We start from the raw sequence: 23,661 nt of genomic DNA on the forward strand, positions 1-23,661 counted from the left end.
GGGAGGTGCGTCGCTTCGCGGCTCCTTCGTACCGGTGGGGCGCGGGCGACGGGGTGCACGTCCGGGCTTGTGGGCGGGTTGCGGACCGCGCTGTCCGACGCCCACCAGGATAGGTCTCCCGTTCGGGGGGTGGTCACACCGTCCACCGGCTGGGAACGGGCCGTCCGGGCGGGGCCGCAGGTCAGGGGCGGGCAGGAGTGGCGGCCGGGTCGTGGCGGGGCCGTCCCGCGGTGCACCCTGCTGGCGGGTACGGGCCTGTCACCGCCTTGTCCGGGGCTCTGGCGCTGCCATACTTACGAAACCGTAGGTTACGGTTCCGTAGCCGTGCCCCGAGCCTCCGACGAGGGACACCACATGACCGCTGATCCGCAGACCGTCGAAGAGTCACCCGGGCCCGCCGGTACGCCGCTGCCGTCGGCGACGCTGGGTGGTGACAGCAAGGGTTCCGTCGAACAGATCACGCTGCTGCTGTTCATCACGGTGCCGTTCCTGGCGCTGGCCGCGGCGGTGCCGCTGGCGTGGGGGTGGGGGGTGAGCTGGCTGGATCTGGGGCTGTTGGTGGTGATGTATTACGTCGGCTGCCACGGCATCACGATCGGCTTCCACCGGTACTTCACGCACGGCGCGTTCAAGGCGAAGCGGCCGCTGCGGATCACGTTGGCGATCATGGGGTCGCTGGCGGTGGAGGGGCCGCTGGTGCGCTGGGTGGCCGATCACCGGCGGCACCACAAGTTCTCCGACGCGGAGGGCGACCCGCATTCGCCGTGGCGGTACGGCGAGACGGTCCCGGCGCTGCTGAAGGGCCTGTGGTGGGCGCACATCGGCTGGATGTTCGACGAGGAGCGGACGCCGCAGCACAAGTACGCGCCGGACCTGGTCAAGGATCCGGCGCTGCGGGCGATCTCCCGGCAGTTCGTGCTGTGGACGGCGTTGTCGCTGCTGCTGCCGGCGCTGATCGGCGGGCTGGCCACGATGTCGTGGGAGGGCGCGCTGTCGGCGTTCTTCTGGGGTTCGCTGGTGCGGGTGGCGCTGCTGCACCATGTGACGTGGTCGATCAACTCCATCTGCCATGCGGTGGGCAAGCGGCCGTTCAGGTCGCGTGACCGGTCGGGGAACGTGTGGTGGCTGGCGATCCTGTCCTGCGGTGAGTCGTGGCACAACCTGCACCACGCGGACCCGACCTCGGCGCGTCACGGGGTGCTGCGTGGGCAGCTGGATTCGAGTGCGCGGCTGATCCGCTGGTTCGAGAAGGCGGGCTGGGCGTACGACGTGCGATGGCCGCAGGCGTCCCGCATCGATGCCCGGCGCAAGGGAGAGACCGCCCAGGCGGCATGATTGTCGGGTGGCGATCGACGGCAGCAGCGTGAGCAACGGCAACAAGGGCAAGGCTTCCTCCTCCGGCGGGGGTGGGAGGCGGCCCCGGCGGGTCCGGATGACGGGCGCCGAGCGCCGTGAGCAACTGCTCGACATCGGCCGCACCCTCTTCGCCGAGCGGGGCTTCGAGGGCACGTCGGTGGAGGAGATCGCCGCGAAGGCGGGCGTCTCCAAGCCGGTGGTGTACGAGCACTTCGGCGGCAAGGAGGGGCTGTACGCCGTGGTCGTCGACCGCGAGATGCGTCAGCTCCTGGACATGGTGACGGGCGCCCTCACCGCCGGACACCCGCGAGAACTCCTCGAACAGGCGGCGTTCGCCCTCCTCGACTACATCGAGACGTTCACGGACGGCTTCCGCATCCTGGTGCGGGACTCCCCCGTCGCCCAGTCGACGGGCACCTTCGCGTCGCTGATCAGCGACATCGCCACCCAGGTGGAGGACATCCTGGGCCTGGAGTTCAAGGCCCGCGGTTTCGACCCGAAGCTGGCGCCGCTGTACGCGCAGGCACTGGTCGGCATGGTCGCCCTGACCGGCCAGTGGTGGCTGGACGTCCGCAAGCCGAAGAAGGCCGAGGTCGCCGCCCATCTGGTGAACCTCGCCTGGCACGGCCTGGACGGGCTGGAGGCGAAGCCTCGGCTGGTGGGGCATCGGAAGAACTGACGCCCGCGCCGGAGACGGCACGGGCGTCGGGGCGGTCGATCAGCCGGCCGCGGTCGGTCCCTCCTCTTCCGTCAGGAACTCCAACCGGTTGCCCGCCGGGTCGTGGGCGAAGCACCGGCGGACGCCCGGCAGGGCGTCGTCCCGGGTGACGGGGACGCCCTCGGCGGTCAGCCGGGCGGCGAGGGCATCGGCGTCGGGGACGCGGAAGGCCGCGTGAGCCTTGGCGGACGGGCGGTGATCGGGGTCGATGCCGAGGTGGAGGCGGGCGGCCCCCGCCTCGAACCAGCAGCCGCCGCGTGCGGCGAGCGGCTCCGGCTTGGGTACTTCGGTCATCCCGAGGATCCCCGCATAGAAGGCCCGCAGCGCGGGTTCGCTGCCCGGGGGCGCGGCGAGCTGGACATGGTCGAGGCCGGTGATCACAGCGTTTCCTCCTGAGGGACGGCGGCTACCCCCGCTGCGCCACCGCGAAGATGCGGCGGAACGGAAAAGCCGTGCCGTGGGGGCCGGGCGGGTAGGCCGTGCGGAGCAGGTCGCGGTAGTCGGTGAGGAATTCCTCGCGGGCGGGGGGATCGTCGGCGAGTGCGGTGAGGACGGGGCGCAGGGCGGTGCCCTTGACCCAGTCGAGGACGGGGTCCTCGCCCTGGAGCAGCTGGATGTAGGTGGTCTCCCAGACGTCGGCGGTGCAGCCGAGGTCGGTGAGGCGGTCGAGGTAGTCGACGGGTTCGAGGACGCGTACGTGGCGGCTGCCCCGGCCGGCGAGGCGGTCGCGCCAGCGCGGGGTGTCGCACAGCTCGCGCAGCAGGGTGTGGCTGGGGGCGGTGAAGTTGCCGGGGACCTGGAAGGCGAAGGTGCCTCCGGGGGTGAGGGCGTCGATCCAGCGGCCGAAGGACTCGGGGTGGCGGGGGACCCACTGGAGGGCGGCGTTGGAGACGATCAGGTCGAAGCGCTCGGCGGGGGCCCAGTCGGTGACGTCGGCGGTGGTGAAGTCGAGGCGGCCGCCGCCGGGGGTGGGCCCGGCGAGGGCGGCGGCCTCGGCCAGCATCGGGGGCGAGTTGTCGAGGCCGGTGACGTGGGCGTCGGGCCAGCGGTCGACGAGCAGTGCGGTGACGTTGCCGGCGCCGCAGCCGAGGTCGGCGATGCGGGCGGGGCGGCCGTGCGCGGGCAGCTCGGGCACCCGGGCGAGGAGGTCGTGGAAGGGGCGGGTACGGTGCGCCGCGTGCCGGAGGTACTGCTGCGGGTCCCAGGTGGGCGTGTCGGACATGGACGGTTACCCCTCTGCTGGTACGGCCGGATCCGGGTGGGCCGGGGCCGGGACGGGTCGCCGGAACGGTGGGGTCGGGCGGGCCCGTCCCGTCGCACCGGATCACATATCTCTACGTCGAGATAGTTGATGTCGAGAAGGCCTATGTCAAGAGACTTCACGTCGACAGACCCCTTACACTGATCGCCATGGAGGACGAGGTCGACCGTCTGGTCGCAGCATGGCGCCGCGAGCGCCCGGACCTCGACGTGGAACCGCTTGAGGTCCTCAGCCGCGTGAGCAGGCTGGCCAGGCACCTCGACCGGGCCCGTCGCCTCGCCTTCTCCGAGGTGGGGCTGGAGCCCTGGGAATTCGACGTCCTCACCGCGCTCCGCCGCGCCGGGGCCCCGTACCAGCTCTCCCCCGGCGCGCTGCTCACCCAGACCCTCGTGACGTCCGGCACGATGACCAACCGTATCGACCGGCTCGCCAAGAAGGACCTCGTCGAGCGGCTGCCCGACCCCAACGACCGGCGCGGCGTCCTCGTCCGCCTGACCCCCGCGGGCCGCGACAAGGCCGACGCCTCCCTGGCCGGTCTGCTCACCCAGGAGCGGGCCATCCTCGCCGAACTCTCCCGCGACCAGCGCCGCGAACTCGCCAGCCTGCTGCGGCGATTGACGGGACCGTTCGACAACCTTCCCGGGTGAACGGGGCCACCGGCGGAGCTTTCAGGGAGCCTTCCTGAAGGAACCCGGTCCTTCCCCATCCTTCAGGGACCCTCCCTGTACGAGCCGCGGGCCTGGCGGGGCGGAGCTTTCCGGAAGCCTTCCTGATTGAACTGGGTCAGGCCGGCGCGCATCCCTCAGGAACACTTCCTGAACGAACCGGCCCCTCCCCCACCCTTCAGGAACCCTTCCTGAGCGAAAACTCTCCCTGAACAGCGGGAGCCGTGCCGTCGGGGTCCTTGTGGCGGGTGGGCGGGGCGCGGATGCTGGCGCGCGGGTGCCGTCCGGGCGGGGCGAGCGGCGCCGCAGTCCGCGTCCGTACCGGCGGCCGTGCGGGCGCCGGGCCCGACCCTGGAGGGCCGAACGATGGGCATCCGATTCGGCGGCGACTACAACCCGGAGCAGTGGCCCGAGGCGGTGTGGGCCGAGGATCTGGAGCTGATGAAGGCGGCCCGGGTCTCGATGGTCACCGCGGGAATCTTCTCCTGGGCCCGGGTCGAGCCCCGGCCCGGGGAGTGGAACTTCGGCTGGTTCGACCGGGTCATGGACGGACTGGCCGGTGCCGGGATCGAGGTGTGCCTGGCCACGATGACCGCCTCGCCGCCGCCGTGGCTGAGCCGTGCGCACCCCGAGATCCTGCCCGAGGACGCCGACGGACGGCGCCGCTGGCCGGGGGCGCGGCAGCACTACTGCCCCTCCAGCCCCGTCTACCGGGCGCACGCCGTCCGCCTCGTCGAGCAGCTCGCCACCCGCTACGCCGGGCACCCCGCGCTCGCCCTGTGGCACATCGGCAACGAGTACGGCTGCCACACCCGGCAGTGCTACTGCGACGTCTCGGCCGCCGCCTTCCGGGACTGGCTGCGGGAGCGCTACGGAAGCGTGGACGCCCTCAACGACGCCTGGTCCACGGCGTTCTGGTCGCAGACGTACGGCGACTTCGCGGAGGTGCTGCCGCCGCGTACCGCACCGACCTTCCCCAATCCGGCGCAGCAGCTGGACTATCTGCGGTTCGGCGATGCCGCGCTGCGCGCCTGCTACCTCGCGGAGAAGGAGGTGCTGGCGCGGTGCGCGCCCGGGGTGCCGGTGACCACCAATCTGATGCCGCAGCACAAGCCGGTCGACGCGTTCGCCTGGGCGCCGCACCTGGACGTGATGGCGCTGGACTTCTATCAGGATCCCTTCCTGTCCGATGACCAGCTGCGGGCGGCGTATGTCTTCGACCTGATGCGGTCGGCGCGGGGCGGGCAGCCGTGGCTGCTGCTGGAGCAGGCGCCCGGCGCGGTCAACTGGCGGCCACGGAACGGGCCGAAGCCGCCGGGCGCGATGCGGCTGTGGAGCTGGCAGGCGGTGGCGCAGGGCGCGGACGCGGTGCTCTTCTTCCAGTGGCGGCAGTCGCGGGGCGGGGCGGAGAAGTTCCACTCGGCGATGGTGCCGCACGGCGGTACGGACACCCGGATCTTCCGCGAAGTGACCGCGCTGGGACGGGAGTTGGCGTCCGTGCCGGAGATCGCCGGGACGCGGTCGCGGGCGGAGGTGGCGCTGCTGGCCGACTGGCAGAGCTGGTGGGCGCTGGAGCTGGAGGCGCGGCCGTCGACCGCGCTGGACCACTCGCGGCTGACGCTGGAGCACCACCGGCCGCTGTACGAGGCGGGTGTGGCATGCGATGTCGTCCCGCCGTCGCGGGAGCTGTCCGGCTACCGGATGGTGGTGGCGCCGCAGCTGTACCTGTTGACGGAGGAGGACGCGGCGCGGCTCGCGGCGTACGTCCGCGACGGCGGGCAGCTGGTGGTGTCGTTCTTCTCCGGCATCGTGGATGCGCAGGACCGGGTGCACCCCGGTGGCTATCCGGGTCCGTTGCGGGAGCTGCTGGGGCTGCGGGTGGAGGAGTTCTGGCCGCAGCCGGAGGGCGCGGTGCTCACCCTGCAGGGTTCCTACGCGGGCCGGGCGGACCTGTGGGCGGAGGATGTCGTCCCGGAAGGCGCCGAGGTGCGCGCCCGTTTCAGCGGCGGTCCGCTGGACGGCCGCCCCGCGGTGACCCGGCACCCGTACGGGCGCGGTGCGGCCTGGTACGTCGCCACCCGCCTGGAGCCCGCGTCGCTGCGGGCGCTGCTGGACGACGTCCGGGAGGCGGCGGGTGTGGCCCCGGTGGTGGCCGGGCTGCCCGCAGGGGTGCAGGCGACCGTCCGTGAGGGCGCGGCGGGGCGCTTCCTGTTCCTGCTCAACCATGGGGCGCGGACGGCCCGGGTCACGCTGCCGGAGCCGGGGCGGGTGGTGGTGTCCGACGAGGCGGGGCGGCCGGAACCCGTGGGTGGCTCCCCTTCCACGGACGGATCGGGCGACCCGGCGGCCCCCGTAGGCGCGCAGGTCCACCGGCTCACCCTCGCCCCCAGGGGCGTCGCCGTCATCGCCCTCCCCGGGGCCACGGCCTGAGGAAGGCTCGTCCTCGTACGGAGGCGGGCCCCTCAACGCAAGGCGCGGCCCCTCGGCACAAGGGACCGCGCCCGTCAGCGCCCCGGGGCCGCCGCTCCGGCCCCTGCCCGGGCCTCCACCGGGGCGGCCGGTGCGGGCTCCGGTTCCACCGGGCCGATTCCCGCCCGGCGGGCCAGGGCGACGGCGGCGAGCGTGGAGTGGACGTCGAGCTTGCCGAGGACGTTCTGCATATGGGTGCGGACGGTGTGCGGGGAGAGGAAGAGGCGTTCGGCGACGGCCTTGCGGCCCATGCCGGCGACCATGCAGCGCAGCACCTCGCGCTCGCGGGGCGTGAGGGTCTCGACGAGGCGTTCGCTCTCCGTGCGGTGGCGGCGGGCGGCGGTCAGCTCCCGCAGGACGCCGGTGAGCAGGGCGGGCGGCAGATGTGTTTCCTCGCGGAGGACCCCGCGGATCACCGTCAGCAGCCGGGAGAGGGAGCAGTCCTTGGCGACCCAGCCCTGGGCGCCCGCCTGGAGTGCGGCGGCCGCCCGGCGCGGGTCGTCGCGTTCGGCGAGGACGACGGTGCGCAGCTCCGGGTGGGCGGCGCGGACCGCCGCGGCCAGGGCGATGCCGTCGCGGGGCGGGCGCGGCGCGCCGCCGCCCCGGCCCCGCGTCTGCTGGGCGGGGACGGCGGTGAGCGTCGGTGTCGCGGCGGTGAGGTCGGCGTCGGCCAGCAGGACGTCGACGGGGCGGCCCTCGGCGGCGGCGCGTTCGAGGGTGCGCAGCGCGGCGTGGGCGCTGCCCGCCGTCGCCACGCAGACGTCCGCCTCGGCGGCGAGCGCCGCGGCCAGCGACTCGGCGAAGATGCGGTGGCCGTCGGCCACCAGTACCCGGATGCGTTGCACATGGACCCCCTGTCGTGGGGAACGGACCTTAGCGGCCACCGGACCCTGGGTGAAGATCGCTGTCCGGGCACGAACGGTGCCGTGGCCGGTACCCGCCGCCCGGCGCGCGTGGTGCGGCGCCGCTCCCCCGGATGAACGCACCGGCCCCCACCGGCGCTCATCTCAGGGTACGGACGGGCGCGCCGGGCAGCGACGCTTTGGGGAAAGTCCCGGCGCGCGGGGCCGCGGCGCGCTCCCCGCCCCGCGCCGGTGTGTACCGCCGGGGTGGTGCGCCGTGTTGACGCGGCCGCCCGGCGTGCGCCGGGCGGTACGTCAGGCGGCGCGGTGCGCGCCGGGTCCGGGGCGGGCGGTGAAGACGCGCGGGGCGGTGTGTCCGGCGGTGGTGAAGGCCGTGTGGACGGCGTCGGTGATCTGCTGTGCCGCCGCGTCCTCGACGAGGGCGATGGCCGAGCCGCCGAAGCCGCCGCCGGTCATCCGGGCGCCGAGCGCACCGGCGGCCAGCGCGGTGTCGACGGCGAGGTCGAGTTCGGCGCAGGAGATGGCGAAGTCGTCGCGGAGCGAGGCGTGTCCGGCGGTGAGCAGCGGGCCGACGGCGCGGGGCTCGCCCGCGTCCAGCCGGGCGATGACCTGCTGGACGCGGTGGTTCTCGGTGACGATGTGCCGCACCAGCGGCTGTACGTCGGGGTGTTCGGCCAACTTCTCCAGTGCGTCCTGGAGTTGGCCGTAATCGATGTCGCGCAGGGCGGGGACACCGAGGTGGCGGGCGGCGCGTTCGCAGCCCGCGCGGCGTTCGGCGTAGGCGCCGTCGGCCAGGGCGTGGCGGACGCGGGTGTCGATGACGAGCAGCCGCAGTCCGTGGCCGGTGAGGTCGAAGGGGACCTGGCGGGTGGTGAGGTCGCGGGTGTCGAGGAGGAGTGCGTGGCCGGTGGTGCAGCTGGTGGCGGCCGTCTGGTCCATGATCCCGCAGGGGACGCCGACGAAGGCGTTCTCGGCGCGCTGTGTCAGGCGGGCCACCTCCTGCCGGTCGAGCCCGAGTCCGTACAGCCCGTCGAGGGCGAGGGCGGTGGCGACCTCCAGGGCGGCGGAGGAGGAGAGTCCGGCGCCGGTGGGGACGGTGGAGTCGAGGTGCAGGTCGACGCCGCCGACGGGCAGTCCGGCGTCCCGCATCGCCCACACCACGCCCGCCGGGTACGCGGCCCAGCCCAGGTCCCGGCCGGGTGCGAGGGCGTCGGCCGGGACCTCGACGACGCCGCCGGGGACGTCGCCGGAGTGCAGCCGCAGCGCCCCGTCGGTGCGGGGCGCTGCGGCGGCGAGGGTGGTGTCCGTCAGGGCGAAGGGCAGCACGAAGCCGTCGTTGTAGTCGGTGTGTTCACCGATCAGGTTGACCCGGCCGGGCGCCGCCCAGACGCCGGTGGGCGCGGTGCCGTACACGGCGCGGAAGGCCGCGGTGGTGCGGGCCGCGCCGTGCGGGGCGGCGGTCGGGTCGGCGGCTTCGTGCGTGGGCATCAGGACTCCTTCGTCCGGGTGGTGCGGCGGGCGAACTCCCAGGCGTCCGCGATGATTCCGGCCAGGTCGGCGCGGGTGGGGCGCCAGCCGAGGCGGTCGGTGGCGGTCTGCGCGGAGGCGACGAGGACGGCCGGGTCGCCGGGGCGGCGGTCGGCGAGGACCTCGGGGATCGGGTGGCCGGTGACCTTGCGGACGGTGTCGATAACCTCGCGGACGGAGAAGCCGTTGCCGTTGCCGAGGTTGCAGATGAGGTGTTCACCGGGGCGGACGTGGGGGCGCAGGTCGCCGTCGGACGCCTCCGCGACGGTGCTCAGCGTCGCCTCCAGCGCCAGCAGATGCGCCTCGGCGAGGTCGGCGACGTGGATGTAGTCGCGGATGCAGGTGCCGTCGGAGGTCGGGTAGTCGTCGCCGTAGACGGAGATCGTCTCGCGGCGGCCCTGGGCGACCTGGAGGACGAGCGGGATGAGGTGCGACTCGGGGTCGTGGCGCTCGCCGCAGTCGCCGTACGCGCCGGCGACGTTGAAGTACCGCAGCGAGACGGCGGCCAGGCCGTGGGCGGCCGCCGCGCCGCCGATGAGGTGGTCGACGGCGAGCTTGCTCGCGCCGTACGGGCTGGTCGGCGCGGTGGCGGCGGCTTCGGTGATGGGGGTGGTGGCCGGTTCGCCGTAGGTGGCGGCGGTGGAGGAGAAGACGAGGGCGCGGACGCCCGCGCCGTGCATCGCGTCGAGGAGGTCCATGGTGCCGCCGACGTTGTTGCGCCAGTACTTCGCCGGGTCCCCGACGGACTCGCCGACCTGGGAGAAGGCGGCGAAGTGCAGGACGGCGTCGTAGGAGGCGTCGAGGTGGCGGGCGGCGTCCTGGATGCGGCCCTCGATGAAGCGGGCGCCGGCCGGGACGGCCTCGCGGTGACCGGTGGAGAGGTCGTCGAGGACGGTGACGTCGTGCCCGGCTTCCAGCAGATGGGCGGCGACGACGCTGCCGACATAGCCGGCACCGCCGGTGACCAGGCACTTCGCTCGGGTGGTCGGCTTGGGGGACGGCACGCTCACACTCACTTGGTCGCTACCTCTCGCAGTCGCTGGGCCGCGGCTTCCGGCGGCACATCGTTGATGAACACGTTCATGCCGGATTCGGAACCCGCGAGAAACTTCAGCTTTCCGGCGGTACGGCGAATGGTGAAGAGCTCCAGATGGAGGGCGAACTCGTCGCGGTCGGGGGCGTTCACCGGCGCCTGGTGCCAGGCGGCGATGTACGGCGTGCGGGCCGTGGCGTCCGCGTCCGGTCCCTGGCCGTCGCCCTCGCCGAAGATCCGGTCGAACCGGCGCAACAGCTCCAGGTAGACCTGCGGGAACTCCGTGCGCGCCGCGTCGTCGAGCGCGGTCAGGTCGGGGACCCGGCGGCGCGGGTAGAGGTGGACCTCGTACGGCCAGTGGGCGGCGTACGGGACGAAGGCGGTCCAGTGGTCGGTCTCCAGGACGATGCGGACGCCGTCGGCGCGTTCGCGGGCGACGGTCTCGTCGAAGAGGTTGGCGCCGGTGGCCTCGCGGTGCGCGGCGAGCGAGGCGAGCATGCGGGCGGTGCGCGGGGTGGTGAAGGGGTACGCGTAGATCTGGCCGTGCGGGTGGCCGAGGGTGACGCCAATCTCGGCGCCGCGGTTCTCGAAGCAGAAGACCTGGGCGACCTCGGGGCGCTGCTGGAGGGCGGCGGTGCGGTCGGTCCAGGCGGCCAGGACGAGGGCGGCCTGCTCCTCGGTGAGGTCGGCGAAGGACGCCTCGTGGTCGGAGGTGAAGCAGACCACCTCGCACCGTCCGCTGTCGCCGGCGAGGGAGGGGAAGCGGTTCTCGAAGACGGCGACGTCGTAGCTGCCTGCGGGGATCTCGGAGGGGCGGCCCTCGCGCGTGGGGCAGAGCGGGCAGGCGTCGGCCGGCGGGAGGTAGGTGCGGTCCTGGCGGTGCGAGGCGATGGCGACGTGGTCGCCGAGCAGCGGGTCGCGGCGGATCTCGGAGGAGGTGGCGACCGGTGGCAGGGGGCGGTGGTCGGGGGCGGCGCGGTCGGCGTCGTCGCGGGAGTCGTAGTAGATGAGCTCCCGGCCGTCGGCCAGCCGGGTCGTCGTCTTCTTCACGGGGGCTCCTCAGCCTGCCACTCGGCCGACGCCACCGCCTCGACCGAACACAAAAACAAACACAATGAAGCACAACCCAACAGGGCAGTCAATACGGGACCGGGACGCGGAGGCGGCGCGCCAGGCACCCATTGCGCCGGACATAACGCTACAAAAGCACCGCACATCCGCTCCTTGTCCAAACTGAAACGAACATAAGTGTTCAGTTTCCGGAACCTCGCGCGTAGCTTTTTGTGCGTTCCACGTGAGCACAACGATGTGTCCTCCTGGGGGTCTCCCCCAGCCCCCGGAAATGAGTGCCCTCATGATCACCTTGGCCGAAGGGCTCAGGCTTCCCACCAACGGGCTCGATTACGCGATCCTGGCCCTCTACTTCGCCGTCGTCCTCGGCATCGGCATAGCCGCCCGGCGCAGCGTCCGCACCAGCCTGGACTTCTTCCTCTCCGGCCGGTCGCTGCCCGCCTGGGTCACCGGTCTCGCGTTCGTCGCCGCCAACCTCGGTGCCACCGAAATCCTCGGCATGGCCGCCAACGGCGCGCAGTACGGCGCCTACACCGTCCACTGGTACTGGATCGGCGCCATCCCCGCGATGGTCTTCCTGGGCCTGGTGATGATGCCGTTCTACTACGGCTCCAAGGTCCGCTCGGTGCCCGAGTTCCTGCTGCACCGCTTCGGCCCGTCCTCGCACCTGCTGTCTTCGGTGATCTTCGCCGTGTCGTCGGTGCTGATCGCGGGCGTCAACCTCTACGCGATGGCGATCGTCCTCCAGGCGCTGCTGGGCTGGCCGCAGTGGGTGGCGATCGTCGTCGCCGGGTTCTTCGTCCTCGCGTACATCACGATCGGCGGGCTCTCCTCGGCGATCTACAACGAGGTGCTCCAGTTCTTCGTCATCCTCGCCGCGCTGATCCCGCTGACGATCGTCGGACTCAAGCGCGTCGGCGGCTGGCACGGGCTGACCGACTCGCTGACCTCCTCGCACGGCGATGCATTCCTCACCGCCTGGAAGGGCACCGGCATCGGCGAGGCCAACCCGCTGGGCGCCAACTGGCTCACCCTCGTCCTGGGGCTCGGCTTCGTGATGAGCTTCGGCTACTGGACGACCAACTTCGCCGAGGTGCAGCGCGCGCTGTCCGCGAAGAACCTCTCCGCCGCCAAGCGCACCCCGCTGATCGCCGCCTTCCCGAAGATCTTCATCCCGCTGGTCGTGGTCGTCCCCGGGCTGATCGCCCTGGTCATGGAGCCGACGCTCGGCAAGACCAAGGACGGGCTCCAGTACAACGACGCCATCCCGGTGCTGATGCGCGATCTGCTGCCCAACGGGGTCCTGGGCATCGCGGTGACCGGTCTGCTCGCCGCGTTCATGGCCGGTATGGCGGCGAACGTCTCGTCGTTCAACACCGTCTTCACCAACGACATCTGGGGCGCGTATCTGAAGAAGGGCCGCGAGGACGCCTACTACCTGAAGACCGGGCGGGTGGTCACCGCCGTCGGCGTGCTGATCGGCATGGGCACCGCGTTCATCGCCTCGTCCTTCAGCAACATCATGAACTACCTCCAGACGCTGTTCTCCTTCTTCAACGTCCCGCTCTTCGTCGTCTTCATCATCGGGATGTTCTGGAAGCGCACCAGCGCCGCCGCCGGGTTCTGGGGCCTGCTCTCCGGCACCGCCGCCGCGATGATCAACTACTTCGGGCTGTACAAGCAGGGCGTCATCTCCATCCCGTCCGAGCAGGGCGCGAACTTCGTCTCGTCGATCGTCGCGTTCGTGGTCGGCGCGGTGGTGATGGTCCTCGTCACCCTCGTCACCAAGCCGAAGCCGGCCGAGTCGCTCGCCGGGCTCGTCTACGGCACGAGGTCGCCGGAGATGGCGGAGGTGCCCGCCGACGGCGACGACGCGTGGTACCGCAAGCCCGCCCTGCTGGGCTGGGGCGCGGTCGTCCTCGCCGCCCTCTGCTACGTCCCCTTCTCCTTCTGAGCCCGGGAGCCCACCATGTCCGACCACCAGCACGACGTCGCCGCCCTCGAACGCGAATCGGCGACCGCCGCCCGGCTCTTCGACGTCCGGCGCATCATCGGCGGCCTCTTCGCCGTCTACGGCGTGATCGTCACCATCGCCGGGTTCACCGCCTCCGACGCGGACCTGAAGAAGGCCCAGGGGATCAACATCAACCTCTGGACCGGCCTGGGCATGCTCGCCCTCGGCCTCTTCTTCCTGGTCTGGCTGAAGCTGCGGCCGACCGTCCCGCCCACCGCCGAGGAACTGACCGGCGAGGCACCGGGGGACGCTCCGGCGAGCTGACCACCGAGGGGCCCGGGCCTACGTCACGTACGCGGGCCCGGGCGCTGGGCTACGTCCGCAGGCCCGGCCCCGCCCTACGCCCTCGGGTCCGCGCTCTCCGTCGCCTCCGCGGCCCGCTCCAGCAGGCCGGTGCGGGCCGCCAGTGCCGCCGCCTCCAGCCGGGAGCCGACCTCCAGCTTCATCAGCACCCGCTGCACATGGGTGCGCGCGGTGGACGGGGCGGTGCCCATGCCCGCCGCGATCTGCCGGGTGCCCTCGCCGTCGGCGACCCGCATCAGCACCTCGACCTCGCGCGGGGTGAGCAGCGCCAGCAGCCGCGCACCCTCGTCGTCCGGCTCCGCCGCCGGGTGCAGCAGCTCCTCGCACGCCTGCTGGAGCAGGACCGGCGCGACGGCCACCTCGCCCGCCCGCGCCTTGAGCATCGCCCGCTCCACGCCCTCGATCCGCTCGTCATGGCGTACGTAGCCGGAGGCGCCCGCGGCGAACGCGGCGGCGATGCCCCGCGGCGACGGCACCGGGCCCAGCACCACCACCGCGATCCCCGGCCGCTCCTTCTTGATCCGGACCACCGGGTCGAACACCCCGGGCTCGGCGGGCGCCGCCGTCCCCAGCAGGCACACCTCCGGGGCCCGGCTCACCACCAACTCCGCGGCGCCGGCGCACGGCGCGGCCGCCGCCAGCACCCGGTGCCCGCGCAGTTTCAGGGCCGAGGCGAGCGCCTCGGCCAGCAGACGGTGATCGTCGACCACCACGAGCCGTACGCCCATCCCGCGGCCCTCCTCCCGGCGCACGGGGCCCTGACCGGGCCCGCCGTGCACGGGAAGCTACACGCTCACCGCGCCGGGCGCGCCCCGTCCGACCGGACTCGGCCGGATTGCCCGGGGCCGGTCGGACCCGGGCAAGGCGTACCTTCCCGGGCCGCGGCCGTCAGGCGTCCTCGGCCAGCTCCAGCCAGCGCATCTCCAACTCCTCGCGGCGGCCGGTCAGTTCACGCAGTTCGGCGTCGAGACCGGCGACCTTCTCGAAGTCCGTGGCGTGCTCGGCGATCTGCGCGTGGAGCTTCGACTCCTGGTCACCGATCTTGTCCAACTGGCGTTCGATCCGCTGGAGTTCCTTCTGCGCCGCGCGGTTGACCGCCGCCGACTTCTTCGGCGCCTCGGCCTGCGCGGGCGCCGGGGCCGCCGCCTCGGCCATCTCCTCGCGCCGCTCGATGTACTCGTCAAGACCGCGCGGCAGCATCCGCAGCCGGAAATCGCCGAGCAGCGCGAAGACGCGGTCGGTGGTGCGCTCGACGAAGTACCGGTCGTGGCTGATGACGATCATCGAGCCGGGCCAGCCGTCGAGCAGGTCCTCCAGCTGCGTCAGGGTCTCGATGTCCAGGTCGTTGGTGGGCTCGTCCAGGAAGAGGACGTTGGGCTCGTCCATCAGCAGCCGCAGGATCTGCAGGCGCCGGCGCTCACCGCCGGAGAGGTCACCGACCGGCGTCCACTGCTTCTCCTTGGTGAAGCCGAACTTCTCGCACAGCTGGCCCGCGGTCATCTCCCGGCCCTTGCCGAGATCGACGCGCTCACGAACCGCCTGCACCGCCTCCAGCACCCGCCACGCCGGGTTCAGCTCGGCGACCTCCTGCGAGAGGTACGCCAGCTTCACGGTCTTGCCGACGACGATCTTGCCGCCGACCGGCTGCACCTCGCCCTGCGTCCGCGCCGCCTCCGCGAGCGCCCGCAGCAGCGAGGTCTTGCCCGCGCCGTTGACGCCGACCAGACCGATCCGGTCGCCGGGCCCCAGCTGCCAGGTCAGATGCTTGAGCAGCACCTTCGGCCCGGCCTGGACGGTCACGTCCTCCAGGTCGAAGACGGTCTTGCCCAGCCGGGAGCTGGCGAACTTCATCAGCTCGGCGCTGTCCCGCGGCGGCGGCACGTCCGCGATCAGCTCGTTGGCCGCCTCGATCCGGAACCGCGGCTTACTGGTACGCGCCGGGGCACCGCGCCGCAGCCACGCCAGCTCCTTGCGCATCAGGTTCTGCCGCTTGGCCTCCTCCGACGCCGCGATGCGCTCGCGCTCGGCCCGCGCGAAGACGTAGTCGCTGTAGCCGCCCTCGTACTCGTGGACGTCACCGCGCTGCACGTCCCACATGCGGGTGCAGACCTGGTCGAGGAACCAGCGGTCGTGGGTGACGCAGACGAGGGCGGAGCGGCGGGCGCGCAGATGGCGGGCGAGCCAGGAGATGCCCTCGACGTCGAGGTGGTTGGTGGGCTCGTCGAGGACGATGAGGTCCTGCTCGGCGATGAGCAGCTTCGCCAGCGCGATGCGGCGGCGCTCGCCACCGGAGAGCGGGCCGATGACGGTGTCCAGGCCCTGCCCGAAGCCCGGCAGGTCCAGGCCGCCGAAGAGGCCGGTCAGCACATCGCGGATCTTGGCGTTGCCCGCCCACTCGTGGTCCGCGAGATCGCCGATGACCTCGTGCCGGATCGTGGCTTCCGGGTCCAGCGAATCGTGCTGGGTGAGCACGCCGAGCCGCAGGTCACCGGCGTGGGTGACGCGGCCGTCGTCGGCGCCCTCCAGCTTGGCGAGGATCCGGATCAGGGTGGTCTTGCCGTCACCGTTACGCCCGACGACGCCGATCCGGTCCCCCTCGTTGACGCCGAGCGAGACACCGTCGAGGAGGGCACGCGTCCCGTAGACCTTGCCGACGGCTTCCAGATTGACGAGGTTGCTGGCCATTGCTCTCCCTGCTGACGGCCCGCGCGGCTCCGGTACGGCGCACGCTCCCTGGGCCCTTCCAGGATCCCATGGCGCAGACGGGGGCCGGGGTGCTGCCCCGGCCCCCGGGAGGGAGGACCCGGGGCGCGGCCTCAGCTGCGTCCGCCGCCGGCGGATGACCAGGCGTTGAGGGCCGTTGGGACATCCCGCGGCAAGATTTCCATCGAGGCTAGGAGGTGACGCGGAGCGTCAGCTCGCGAAGCTGGCGGCCGGTGGTAGTGATGTCGTATCGGCGCGCGTTACGGAGAGCAGCCTTGGCCAGGTCCTTGCGCCGGTGGGAGTCTCGGCCCATCTCGTCCAGGGCCACAGCCAGCGAGCGGGGGTCGCCAGGGGTGTAGGCAATGCCAGCGCTTCCGAGGATTTCCCTTACACCGGGAAGATTGGAGTAGGCAACCGGGAGTCCGTGGGCTTGGGCCTCGATGAGGACAAGTCCGAATGCCTCCAGGCCTCTGGTAGTGAAGACGAAGGCGTCGAAGTCCGGCAGGTGGCGCCACAGTTCGGCGCGGGGCAGGAACGGATCAAAATGGACTCGGTCCCGCAGCCCGAGTTCGATGGTCCGCTGCTCCAGATGCTCCCGTAGGGGTCCCGTGCCGATCACGGCCAAGTGGTGCGGTTGCTCGGTCAACGCGAGGGCTTCTATGGCGGTGATCGTGGATTTGTTGCCGTCCAGACGCCCGGCGTGCACCAAGGACAGGGGGCCGGTTCCAGTAGGAGGCTGATCGCGCACCCGAACATCGCTCAAACGGATGCCCCACGGGATGACGGTGAGCCGATCGGTGAATCGGCGTCCGGTGAGACGGTCGATGCGGGCGGCGAGGGCGCCGGTCGGGGCGACGATCGCGGCGCTCGCAGCAGCAACCTCATTCATGGCCTCGCATTCCGATGCACTGCGCTCGGCCACCATCACGTCGGGGCCGTGGGCGAGGGCGATGATCGGGATGCTGCCGGCGGATCGGACGAAGGCCAGGCTGAGAGCGAAGCCGAGATACTGGGCATGGATGGCGTTCGGCTGGATCTTCGCGATGAGCGCACCGACCTCACGGGTCAGCTCGTCAACGTACGAGTCGAAGCCGGGACCGTGAGGGCGCTTCGTCGTGGAGAGGCTGATCAGACGATCAAAGGCGGCCTTCCACGCCTGATCGACCGGTGCCCTGCCCAGGAAGGTCGTATGGGTGTCGGGCATCGCGCGGTAAAGATCGTTGACGAGGATCAGGCTCCCGGACGAAGGCACGGAGATGCGGTTGATGCCGGTCACAATGTTCAGGAGTTTGGTGGTCATGCGGAGACCCCCTTGATAGACGACCGGTGGGCGGGCAGCGAGGACGGGGCTCCCCGGTCCACCGTGATCCGCAGGTCGGCGCCGGCCTTCCGTCCGCGGTGACGCGGTGGCGCCCACCACGACGCCAGGTGCGGTGTGAACACGGCGGTGATCTCCTGGGCCGGGTGCAGGAAGCCTTTGCTGTCCTGCTTGGCCGTCCACGCTCTGACGGCCGACCGGGGGTAGACGGGGTGTATCCCGATCTCGCCCTTCGGGAGGATGCCGTTGAAGGGTGTGGGGATGCCCTCGCGGTTCCAGTAGTCCCATGCCTCCAGCGCCTTGGCCTTCTCGAAGCAGTGGTAGAGCTGCTGGTAGCGCGGCATGTACCGGATCTCGCGGAAGATCATCTGGCCGATCAACCCCGGCGCGACTTGCCGGAGCGTGCCGAGATCAGCGCCTCGGAAGGTGACCGATGCCGCGTCCTGGGACGGGTGCAGAGCGATCCGGGCGAACAGGTGGGACAGCCGTCGCCGCACGTACTCGGCGACTCCTGGGGCGAGCGAGGGCTCCACGCCGTCGATGAGCTGGAGGAGCCGCTGATGGCGCGGATGGAAACGGGCCAAGTCGAATAAGTGGTGCATGCCGTCCACGGCGGCGAACGCCATCCTCTTGTACAGCCAGTTGTTCAGTTCCCCGGCCTGGGCGTAGGTCTTGGTCTCCGGAGTCGCGGAGTGGAGCATCAGGTACTCGGACAGCACCTCGAAGTACAGATAGCCGAGGAACGGCACGGCGGGCACGGCGGCAGCCAGTTGATCAATGAACCCGGGTGCTGCGGTGGCCCGGCCGACGGCGTTGCGCAGGGCAGTGTCGAGGAACACGGCCGCGGTGCGCAGCCCGGCCGTCAGGGCACGTTCGAGGTAGTCGTTCTCGGCCGGGGTGAGGAAGCTCTGGTAGCGCAAGTACGTGCGCAGGTGGATGGTGCCCAGGTGCAGGTAGTCCACGCCCTTGGTGGGGATCGGGGCGTCCGGGGTGACCTCGAAGATCATGGGCGTGGTGTTCGGCTTCGTCTGCATGAGGTAGGCGCCGAGGTTGTGCGGGCGCCATCCCTCGCGCTGACGAACGAGTGGGGAGCAGTACAGGGCTCCGACCAGGCATCCGGTGGAGACGTGCAGTTCACCGCTGGTGCGGATGGCGGTGATGTCCTTGGTGGTGTGCAGCAAGTACATGGGCCGGCCGCTGGCGAGCGTTTCGGTCATCGCGCTGTGCTGGATCAGCCACCCGTTGGGGGTGTCGTCTTCCAGGCAGCGACGCCAGTCGTCCTCGGTCTCGGTCAGAGAGGCCGGGGCCGGTCGCTGCGCAGGCTTGGTGTAGTCCGTGTGGGCGTGCTCCCATTCGTCGTACAAGGGAACTCCTTCGGGTGAAGTGATCGTCTTGCCGGGGGGAGTTGGGGAGCTACAGGGTCTCGACGTTCGCGCCGGACAGGCGATTGCGGCAGTCGAGAACGTACGACGCGTGCTTCTCGATCATGGTGAGGTCGAACCGGGTGTGGTCCATGAGGAGCACCACGGCATCAGCAGCAGCCACCTCCTGCGGCTTCGCATCGGCCCGGGGCATGTTCAGCCTGTTGGTGTCGCTCTCCTGGACGTTGGGGTCGGCTCCGCGGACATCGGCACCGAGGTCGGTGAGGAGTTCAGCGACCTTCGCGGAAGGAGAGTTGCGCAGGTCGGTGGCGTTGTACTTGTAAGTCAGGCCGAGCAGCAAGACGCGCGACCCCTTGATGGGCAGACCGCGCTTGCCGAGGCCGTCCACGACGCGCTGGACGACGTAGTCGGGCATGTGCCGGTTCACGTCGTCGGCGAGGTCCACGAACCGGAAGGGGACCCCCAGCTCCTGCTCGACCTTCCACGAGAGGAACAGCGGATCGACGGGCAGGCAGTGCCCGCCGACTCCCGGCCCCGGGGTGAACCGCGTGAAGCCGAACGGCTTGGTCGCGGCAGCGTCGATCGCCTCCCAGAGGTTCACGCCGAGGGGCGCCGCGAGCGTCGCCAGCTCGTTCATGAGCGAGATGTTGACCAGCCGGAAGGTGTTCTCCAGCAACTTCGCCAGCTCGGCGACCTTGGGCCCGGACACCGGGACCGTCGTCTGGAAGATGCCGTCGTAGAACCTCTTGATCACGTCGAGAGAGGTGGCGTCGATACCGGACACCACCTTCGGCGTCCCGTCGAACGACCACCGCTTGTTCCCCGGAGCGATGCGCTCGGGACTGAATCCGGCCAGGAAGTCCTCTCCTGCCCGCAGGCCCGATGTTTTCTCCAGGATCGGCAGCAGCAGTTCCTCAGTGCAGCCGGGGTAGGTCGTGGATTCCAGGACCACGGTCGCGCCAGGGCGAAGGTGCTCACCCAGGGTTCGGGCGCAGGACTCGATGTAGGTCAGGTCGGGCACGCCGTCCCGCAGCGGGGTCGGCACGGTGATCACCGCGATGTCGAAACCGGCCAGCGCGGCGCCGTCGGTGGTCGCGGCGTAAACCCCGGAGTCCAGCACGCCCCGCAGCCGTGCGGAGGTCACATCCTCCACGTAGGAGTGACCGGCGGCGAGCTGCTGGACACGGTGAGCGTCCACGTCATAGCCGATCACGCGGTACCCCACCTCCGCGGCGCGTACGGCCAGCGGAAGCCCTACGTAGCCCTGACCAGCAATGACGATCTGCATGTCAGCTCCTACTCGTTCGCGGTGCTTGAATGGACTGTCGTTCCTTATCCGGCAAGGAGAAGCGCTGTGCCCCTGGTGTCTGTCGTGATGCCCGTCTACAACTCGGCGGCCACCCTCGGCGCAGCCGTCCGATCGGTACTCACGCAGACCCACAGCGACCTGGAGCTGCTGGTCACCGACGACCAGTCCTCCGACGGCTCCATGGACCTGCTCCGCGAATTCGCCGCCCAGGACGAGCGCGTCCTGCCGGAGGCGGCGCCCGAGCGGGGCGGTGCGGGCCGGGCCCGCAACCTCGCCATCGAGCGGGCCCGCGGTGACTACATCGCCTTTCTCGACAGCGACGACATGTGGCTTCCGGAGAAGACCGAGAAGCAGCTCGCCTTCGCCGCGGCAGGCGATGCGCCCCTGACGTTCACCTCGTACTTCAAGATGGACGCCGACCACGACGGCGAGAGCACCGACTGGGTCCCGAACGGGCGGGTGGTCCGTGCGCGGGAGCATGTGAACTACCGCGCGATGCTGGTCCGAGACCACATCGGTGCTCTCACCGCCATGTACGACCGCAATGTCCTGGGCACGAGGCTGATGCCGGAGATGCGCAAGCGCCAGGACTACGCCCTCTGGCTGTCGATCATGCGTGACGGTGCTGACGCCCGGGGCCTGGCCGAGCCGCTTGCGGTGTACCGGGCCCACCAGGCGGGATCGTTGTCCTCCAACAAGCTGTCGCTTGTGCAGTACAACTGGGCCCTGTACCGCGAGCACGAGCACCTGTCGGTCCCGCGAGCGACGCGGGCGCTGGCCGGCGCCGTGTGGCAGTCGCTGCGCAACTCGCGCATCTGACTCCGTGCACGGGCCCGGGGAGCCCGGTGCGCGACCGTTTCCGGGGGTGCCCGACCGTGCCCCGACCCACGGCCGTGCCGCGTGCTCGGGAGCTGGCCCCGGGGACGGGATTCGGTAGATCACCGGTGCCGTCGGCCGGCTACGCGGCCGAGCCACCGCCGACCCCTGCGCGCAGGAAGAGCTGGAGAAGCAGCCGCCGGTCGGAGACCGGGACGCTCTCCTGACCGCTGTGGAGCGCCTCCCGGCCGTGCAGGAAGCGGCGCTGGTTCACGATGAGGTAATCCCCGGGCTGGAGCATGAAGGAGACCTGCCCCCGCACAAGCTCCTCGGCGAGTTCCCTGGCGGCGTTGGCGTGCGCCTGGCCGAGCTGGGACCGCTCCAGCATCTTGGCGGTGAACCGGACGAACCCCGCGCCCGGGCCGGAGCCGTCCAGGATCGGGAACGGCTTGTACTCCTCACCGACGACGTGCAGGTCGAAGAAAGTCCCGTAGTGGTAGGCCGTCTCGGCCAGCAGGGCGCGGCTGTTCTCCGAAAGCCGCGCCACCGCCGCGTGGGCGTCGGAGAGGATGCTGGTGCCGCCGCCGAGCGGGTCGCGGCGAACGCACAGGAGCGTGGTGTAGTCCGGGGGCAGGGTCGCGTTCACCAGGTCCATGTGGAACGCGTTGTACCCGATGCCGCTGGACTTGCCGGGGTCCTTGTCGGCCTTGACCCCGATGTCCTTCCACAGGGGCCACCGCGGGAAAGGCGAGAAGGGGACCGCCACCTCGGCGACGAAGGCTGTCGCCAGCCGCAGGAACCGGTCGTCGTCGGCCCCCAGCGCCTTGGCGAGGTTTCCCAGGCGCAACACGGCGTATCCGCCGCCCTCCCCGGTCAGCGCGTGGCGCAGCGTCGCGGCGGCCTCCTCGAACCGCGGTATGGCCGTCAGTTCGGCCCGATACCGCTCCATGGTGGACTTCGCCAGGAACGAGCCGTCCAGTTTCCACGTCGGGAGGGGAAGGTCGATCAGAGCGGATTCGAGTTCACTCGGGATATCGATGAACACGCGGAACTTCCTGTCTCTCGGGGTTTTCGTGGATCAGGTGGGGACGGGGGCCAGGGGCAGGCGGACGGCGGTCCGCCTGCCGCCAGTGGCGGTGTCTGCGACCTGCTCGGACATTCCCCAGCTTGCGGAGGCTTCAACAGCTCGCCCTCTCTCGTGCGGGCGGCCTCAGCCCCGCCCGCCACCACCCGACGACCAGGCGTTGAGCGCCCGGACAGCCTCCTCCAGCTCCCGGCGCCTGGCACGCTTATTCGCCAGGCGCTGCCGCTCCTGCGCGGCGAGGACGTACGGCCGGACGAGGCCGTTGTCCCCGCCTCCCAGCAGGGGGAGCAGGTCGGGCGGCACCCGGGGAACGCATACGAGGCGTCGCCTCGGAGCAACGGTCGGTGGCCGGGCCGTTGCGGCGAAGGCGCTGGCGCTACGGGTCGCACGATGACCACCCCGCCCCGGGAATAACCGCTCCAGCAGCGCTCCGACGACCGTGCAGACAAGACCGACCAGGCCGCTCACCGGGTGGCCGCCTTGCGCAGAACCTCGGTGAGCTGGTGCGCGGTGGCCGCGTTGCAGTTGCCGAGGGCGACGAGCGGGACGCCGTAGCTGCCCGCGAAGCTCGGCAGATCGACGCCGAGCGACGGCAGCGTAATGCCGTTGTCCTTGAGCGCGGTACGCAGCTCCGCGACGAGGTCGGGTACGTCGTCGGGGGTGGAGTGGTGGAGGGGCATGTGGCTACACCTTTCTGTGCGCGGCGTTGGGCGCGCTGAAGTGAGCCCTTGGGGATCCCAACGGGCATGCAGGGGGCGGCACTTGGGAGATCCCGCGTGCTGCGCTGCACCACTTGGAAGGTAGGCGCATATATGCGCCGTAGCAAGCTTGCCGCAGAGCATTAACCAGGTTGAGTGGACCGCCCTCGTCGGCACGCGCAAGACTGTGCGCAAAAAGGGGAAGGTGACATGCCACCGAGGGACAACCCGACGGCCCGCCAGGCTCGACTCGGCGGCGAGCTACGCAAGTTGCGCGAGCGCGCAGGCAAGACCGCCCGCGAGGCGGCGGGCATGGTTTCGACCGACCAGGCCAAGATCAGCCACATAGAGGCGGGACGCATCGGAGTCAGCGAGGACCGCATCCGCCGGCTCGCCGTCTTCTACGCCTGCGACGACGAAGCCCTCATCGAGGCACTGTGCGCCATCGCGCGCGAGCATCGCGGACAATACTGGTGGGACGACTATCGCGGCGTGCTCGCTCCCGGGTTCCTCGACATCGCCGAGCTTGAGCACCACGCCACAGAGCTGCGATATCTGCAACCCATCACGTTTCCGGGGATCCTCCAGACCGAGGAGTATGCGCACGCCTTGTTCGCAGGCGCCATTCCGCAACTCCCCGACGACGAACTGAAGTCCCGTGTCGAGCATCGAATGAAGCGGCGGAGCATCCTGGAACGAGATGCTCCGCCGAATTTCCAGGTCATCATTCATGAAGCGGCCCTGCGCATGCGCGTAGGCGGACGCAGGGTTGCGCACGAGCAGCTCGAACACCTCTTGTCCGTGTCCGAGCACCCCGGCTTGACCCTCCGGGTTATTCCGTTCGCGAACGAGGACTTCATCGACGTGACGCAGACAGTGATGTACGCGAGCGGCGTCGTCCCGCAGCTCGATACCGTTCACATCGATACCGCAATCGGCAACAGCTTCTTGCATTCAGCCGCCGACCTCGACCGTTATCGCACACTGCTCGACCGCGCCGAACAGGCGGCACTCACCCCCGAAGAGTCGCGAAGCTTCGTCCACCACGTCACAAAGGAACCGTGAGAGTCA

22 protein-coding genes are annotated in these 23,661 nt (G+C 70.9%); 8 read left to right on the top strand and 14 right to left on the bottom strand.

All coding sequences use genetic code 11. The features are described 5' to 3' along the window. Positions 1 to 354: 354 nt before the first annotated feature. A complete protein-coding gene (locus ACZ4U4_RS10150; RefSeq protein ID WP_467871203.1) occupies positions 355 to 1,335 on the top strand; it encodes an acyl-CoA desaturase in 981 nt (326 codons plus the stop codon). Between the two features lie 7 nt (positions 1,336 to 1,342). Beyond that, positions 1,343 to 2,035: a TetR family transcriptional regulator gene (locus ACZ4U4_RS10155; RefSeq protein ID WP_467871206.1), complete on the top strand. Its 693-nt coding sequence runs from the start codon at positions 1,343 to 1,345 to the stop codon at positions 2,033 to 2,035. Positions 2,036 to 2,074: 39 nt separating this feature from the next. Here ACZ4U4_RS10155 and ACZ4U4_RS10160 read toward each other — a convergent pair whose 3' ends face one another. Beyond that, positions 2,075 to 2,455, bottom strand: a complete 381-nt coding sequence (locus ACZ4U4_RS10160; RefSeq protein ID WP_467871209.1) for a VOC family protein — start codon at positions 2,453 to 2,455, stop codon at positions 2,075 to 2,077. Positions 2,456 to 2,480: 25 nt separating this feature from the next. Continuing rightward, complete coding sequence (locus ACZ4U4_RS10165) at positions 2,481 to 3,296, bottom strand: trans-aconitate 2-methyltransferase (RefSeq protein ID WP_467871211.1); 816 nt, start codon at positions 3,294 to 3,296, stop codon at positions 2,481 to 2,483. A gap of 188 nt (positions 3,297 to 3,484) precedes the next feature. On the opposite strand from ACZ4U4_RS10165, the gene ACZ4U4_RS10170 reads away from it, so the two are divergent. Both ACZ4U4_RS10170 and ACZ4U4_RS10175 read left to right on the top strand, forming a co-directional pair. Then, positions 3,485 to 3,982 carry a MarR family winged helix-turn-helix transcriptional regulator gene (locus tag ACZ4U4_RS10170; protein ID WP_467871214.1) on the top strand — a complete coding sequence of 166 codons (498 nt, stop codon included), beginning with the start codon at positions 3,485 to 3,487 and terminating at the stop codon, positions 3,980 to 3,982. A gap of 384 nt (positions 3,983 to 4,366) precedes the next feature. After that, entirely contained in the window at positions 4,367 to 6,430 is a 2,064-nt protein-coding gene (locus tag ACZ4U4_RS10175; protein WP_467871217.1) for a beta-galactosidase, read from the top strand. A gap of 74 nt (positions 6,431 to 6,504) precedes the next feature. On the opposite strand, the gene ACZ4U4_RS10180 is transcribed toward ACZ4U4_RS10175, so the two are convergent. The 4 genes from ACZ4U4_RS10180 to galT form a co-directional block, all read right to left on the bottom strand. Continuing rightward, positions 6,505 to 7,314, bottom strand: coding sequence for a LuxR C-terminal-related transcriptional regulator (locus ACZ4U4_RS10180; protein WP_467871220.1), 810 nt, complete (start codon positions 7,312 to 7,314; stop codon positions 6,505 to 6,507). A gap of 312 nt (positions 7,315 to 7,626) precedes the next feature. Continuing rightward, positions 7,627 to 8,820: a galactokinase gene (gene galK, locus ACZ4U4_RS10185; protein ID WP_467871223.1), complete on the bottom strand. Its 1,194-nt coding sequence runs from the start codon at positions 8,818 to 8,820 to the stop codon at positions 7,627 to 7,629. Further along, positions 8,820 to 9,869, bottom strand: coding sequence for a UDP-glucose 4-epimerase GalE (gene galE, locus ACZ4U4_RS10190; RefSeq protein WP_467872073.1), 1,050 nt, complete (start codon positions 9,867 to 9,869; stop codon positions 8,820 to 8,822). The genes galK and galE overlap by 1 nt, the downstream gene beginning before the upstream one ends. Before the next feature lie 2 nt (positions 9,870 to 9,871). Then, complete coding sequence (gene galT, locus ACZ4U4_RS10195) at positions 9,872 to 10,942, bottom strand: galactose-1-phosphate uridylyltransferase (protein WP_467871225.1); 1,071 nt, start codon at positions 10,940 to 10,942, stop codon at positions 9,872 to 9,874. A 304-nt stretch (positions 10,943 to 11,246) separates the two neighbouring features. Between galT and ACZ4U4_RS10200 the strand changes: the two genes are divergently transcribed. Continuing rightward, positions 11,247 to 12,917, top strand: a complete 1,671-nt coding sequence (locus ACZ4U4_RS10200; RefSeq protein WP_467871228.1) for a sodium:solute symporter family protein — start codon at positions 11,247 to 11,249, stop codon at positions 12,915 to 12,917. Positions 12,918 to 12,932: 15 nt separating this feature from the next. After that, positions 12,933 to 13,241, top strand: a complete 309-nt coding sequence (locus tag ACZ4U4_RS10205) for a hypothetical protein (RefSeq protein WP_467871231.1) — start codon at positions 12,933 to 12,935, stop codon at positions 13,239 to 13,241. Positions 13,242 to 13,315: 74 nt separating this feature from the next. On the opposite strand, the gene ACZ4U4_RS10210 is transcribed toward ACZ4U4_RS10205, so the two are convergent. The 5 genes from ACZ4U4_RS10210 to ACZ4U4_RS10230 all read right to left on the bottom strand — a co-directional run bounded on the left by ACZ4U4_RS10210 (position 13,316) and on the right by ACZ4U4_RS10230 (position 19,971). Then, positions 13,316 to 14,008 carry a response regulator transcription factor gene (locus ACZ4U4_RS10210; protein WP_467871234.1) on the bottom strand — a complete coding sequence of 231 codons (693 nt, stop codon included), beginning with the start codon at positions 14,006 to 14,008 and terminating at the stop codon, positions 13,316 to 13,318. A gap of 160 nt (positions 14,009 to 14,168) precedes the next feature. After that, positions 14,169 to 15,965: an ABC-F family ATP-binding cassette domain-containing protein gene (locus ACZ4U4_RS10215; protein ID WP_467871237.1), complete on the bottom strand. Its 1,797-nt coding sequence runs from the start codon at positions 15,963 to 15,965 to the stop codon at positions 14,169 to 14,171. Positions 15,966 to 16,173: 208 nt separating this feature from the next. Then, the gene (locus ACZ4U4_RS10220; protein WP_467871239.1) at positions 16,174 to 17,283 is read right to left on the bottom strand and encodes a glycosyltransferase family 4 protein; all 1,110 of its coding nucleotides are present in this window, start codon (positions 17,281 to 17,283) and stop codon (positions 16,174 to 16,176) included. Further along, a complete protein-coding gene (locus ACZ4U4_RS10225) occupies positions 17,280 to 18,665 on the bottom strand; it encodes a hypothetical protein (protein ID WP_467871241.1) in 1,386 nt (461 codons plus the stop codon). Before ACZ4U4_RS10225 ends, ACZ4U4_RS10220 begins: the two co-directional genes overlap by 4 nt. A 49-nt stretch (positions 18,666 to 18,714) precedes the next feature. Then, complete coding sequence (locus ACZ4U4_RS10230; RefSeq protein ID WP_467871244.1) at positions 18,715 to 19,971, bottom strand: nucleotide sugar dehydrogenase; 1,257 nt, start codon at positions 19,969 to 19,971, stop codon at positions 18,715 to 18,717. Positions 19,972 to 20,037: 66 nt separating this feature from the next. Between ACZ4U4_RS10230 and ACZ4U4_RS10235 the strand changes: the two genes are divergently transcribed. Beyond that, positions 20,038 to 20,811, top strand: a complete 774-nt coding sequence (locus tag ACZ4U4_RS10235; protein WP_467871246.1) for a glycosyltransferase family 2 protein — start codon at positions 20,038 to 20,040, stop codon at positions 20,809 to 20,811. A 139-nt stretch (positions 20,812 to 20,950) separates the two neighbouring features. On the opposite strand, the gene ACZ4U4_RS10240 is transcribed toward ACZ4U4_RS10235, so the two are convergent. The 3 genes from ACZ4U4_RS10240 to ACZ4U4_RS10250 form a co-directional block, all read right to left on the bottom strand. Beyond that, positions 20,951 to 21,853, bottom strand: coding sequence for a TauD/TfdA family dioxygenase (locus ACZ4U4_RS10240; RefSeq protein ID WP_467871249.1), 903 nt, complete (start codon positions 21,851 to 21,853; stop codon positions 20,951 to 20,953). Positions 21,854 to 22,018: 165 nt separating this feature from the next. Next, positions 22,019 to 22,195, bottom strand: a complete 177-nt coding sequence (locus ACZ4U4_RS10245; protein WP_467871252.1) for a hypothetical protein — start codon at positions 22,193 to 22,195, stop codon at positions 22,019 to 22,021. Positions 22,196 to 22,356: 161 nt separating this feature from the next. Continuing rightward, positions 22,357 to 22,572, bottom strand: a complete 216-nt coding sequence (locus tag ACZ4U4_RS10250) for a hypothetical protein (protein ID WP_467871255.1) — start codon at positions 22,570 to 22,572, stop codon at positions 22,357 to 22,359. A 228-nt stretch (positions 22,573 to 22,800) separates the two neighbouring features. On the opposite strand from ACZ4U4_RS10250, the gene ACZ4U4_RS10255 reads away from it, so the two are divergent. Next, a complete protein-coding gene (locus ACZ4U4_RS10255; RefSeq protein WP_467871258.1) occupies positions 22,801 to 23,655 on the top strand; it encodes a helix-turn-helix domain-containing protein in 855 nt (284 codons plus the stop codon). Positions 23,656 to 23,661: the final 6 nt, after the last annotated feature.

The sequence above is a fragment of the Streptomyces sp. NPDC029159 genome (assembly GCF_055564055.1).

What these genes read in the sequence shown, in the direction of transcription:
- ACZ4U4_RS10150 (WP_467871203.1), top strand. Translation starts at nt 355, where the DNA reads ATGACCGCTGATCCGCAGACCGTCGAAGAGTCACCCGGGCCCGCCGGT.
- ACZ4U4_RS10210 (WP_467871234.1), bottom strand. Translation starts at nt 14,008, where the DNA reads ATGGGCGTACGGCTCGTGGTGGTCGACGATCACCGTCTGCTGGCCGAG.
- ACZ4U4_RS10165 (WP_467871211.1), bottom strand. Translation starts at nt 3,296, where the DNA reads ATGTCCGACACGCCCACCTGGGACCCGCAGCAGTACCTCCGGCACGCG.
- ACZ4U4_RS10205 (WP_467871231.1), top strand. Translation starts at nt 12,933, where the DNA reads ATGTCCGACCACCAGCACGACGTCGCCGCCCTCGAACGCGAATCGGCG.
- ACZ4U4_RS10175 (WP_467871217.1), top strand. Translation starts at nt 4,367, where the DNA reads ATGGGCATCCGATTCGGCGGCGACTACAACCCGGAGCAGTGGCCCGAG.
- ACZ4U4_RS10250 (WP_467871255.1), bottom strand. Translation starts at nt 22,572, where the DNA reads ATGCCCCTCCACCACTCCACCCCCGACGACGTACCCGACCTCGTCGCG.
- ACZ4U4_RS10255 (WP_467871258.1), top strand. Translation starts at nt 22,801, where the DNA reads ATGCCACCGAGGGACAACCCGACGGCCCGCCAGGCTCGACTCGGCGGC.
- galK (WP_467871223.1), bottom strand. Translation starts at nt 8,820, where the DNA reads ATGCCCACGCACGAAGCCGCCGACCCGACCGCCGCCCCGCACGGCGCG.
- ACZ4U4_RS10230 (WP_467871244.1), bottom strand. Translation starts at nt 19,971, where the DNA reads ATGCAGATCGTCATTGCTGGTCAGGGCTACGTAGGGCTTCCGCTGGCC.
- ACZ4U4_RS10200 (WP_467871228.1), top strand. Translation starts at nt 11,247, where the DNA reads ATGATCACCTTGGCCGAAGGGCTCAGGCTTCCCACCAACGGGCTCGAT.
- ACZ4U4_RS10170 (WP_467871214.1), top strand. Translation starts at nt 3,485, where the DNA reads ATGGAGGACGAGGTCGACCGTCTGGTCGCAGCATGGCGCCGCGAGCGC.
- ACZ4U4_RS10220 (WP_467871239.1), bottom strand. Translation starts at nt 17,283, where the DNA reads ATGACCACCAAACTCCTGAACATTGTGACCGGCATCAACCGCATCTCC.
- ACZ4U4_RS10215 (WP_467871237.1), bottom strand. Translation starts at nt 15,965, where the DNA reads ATGGCCAGCAACCTCGTCAATCTGGAAGCCGTCGGCAAGGTCTACGGG.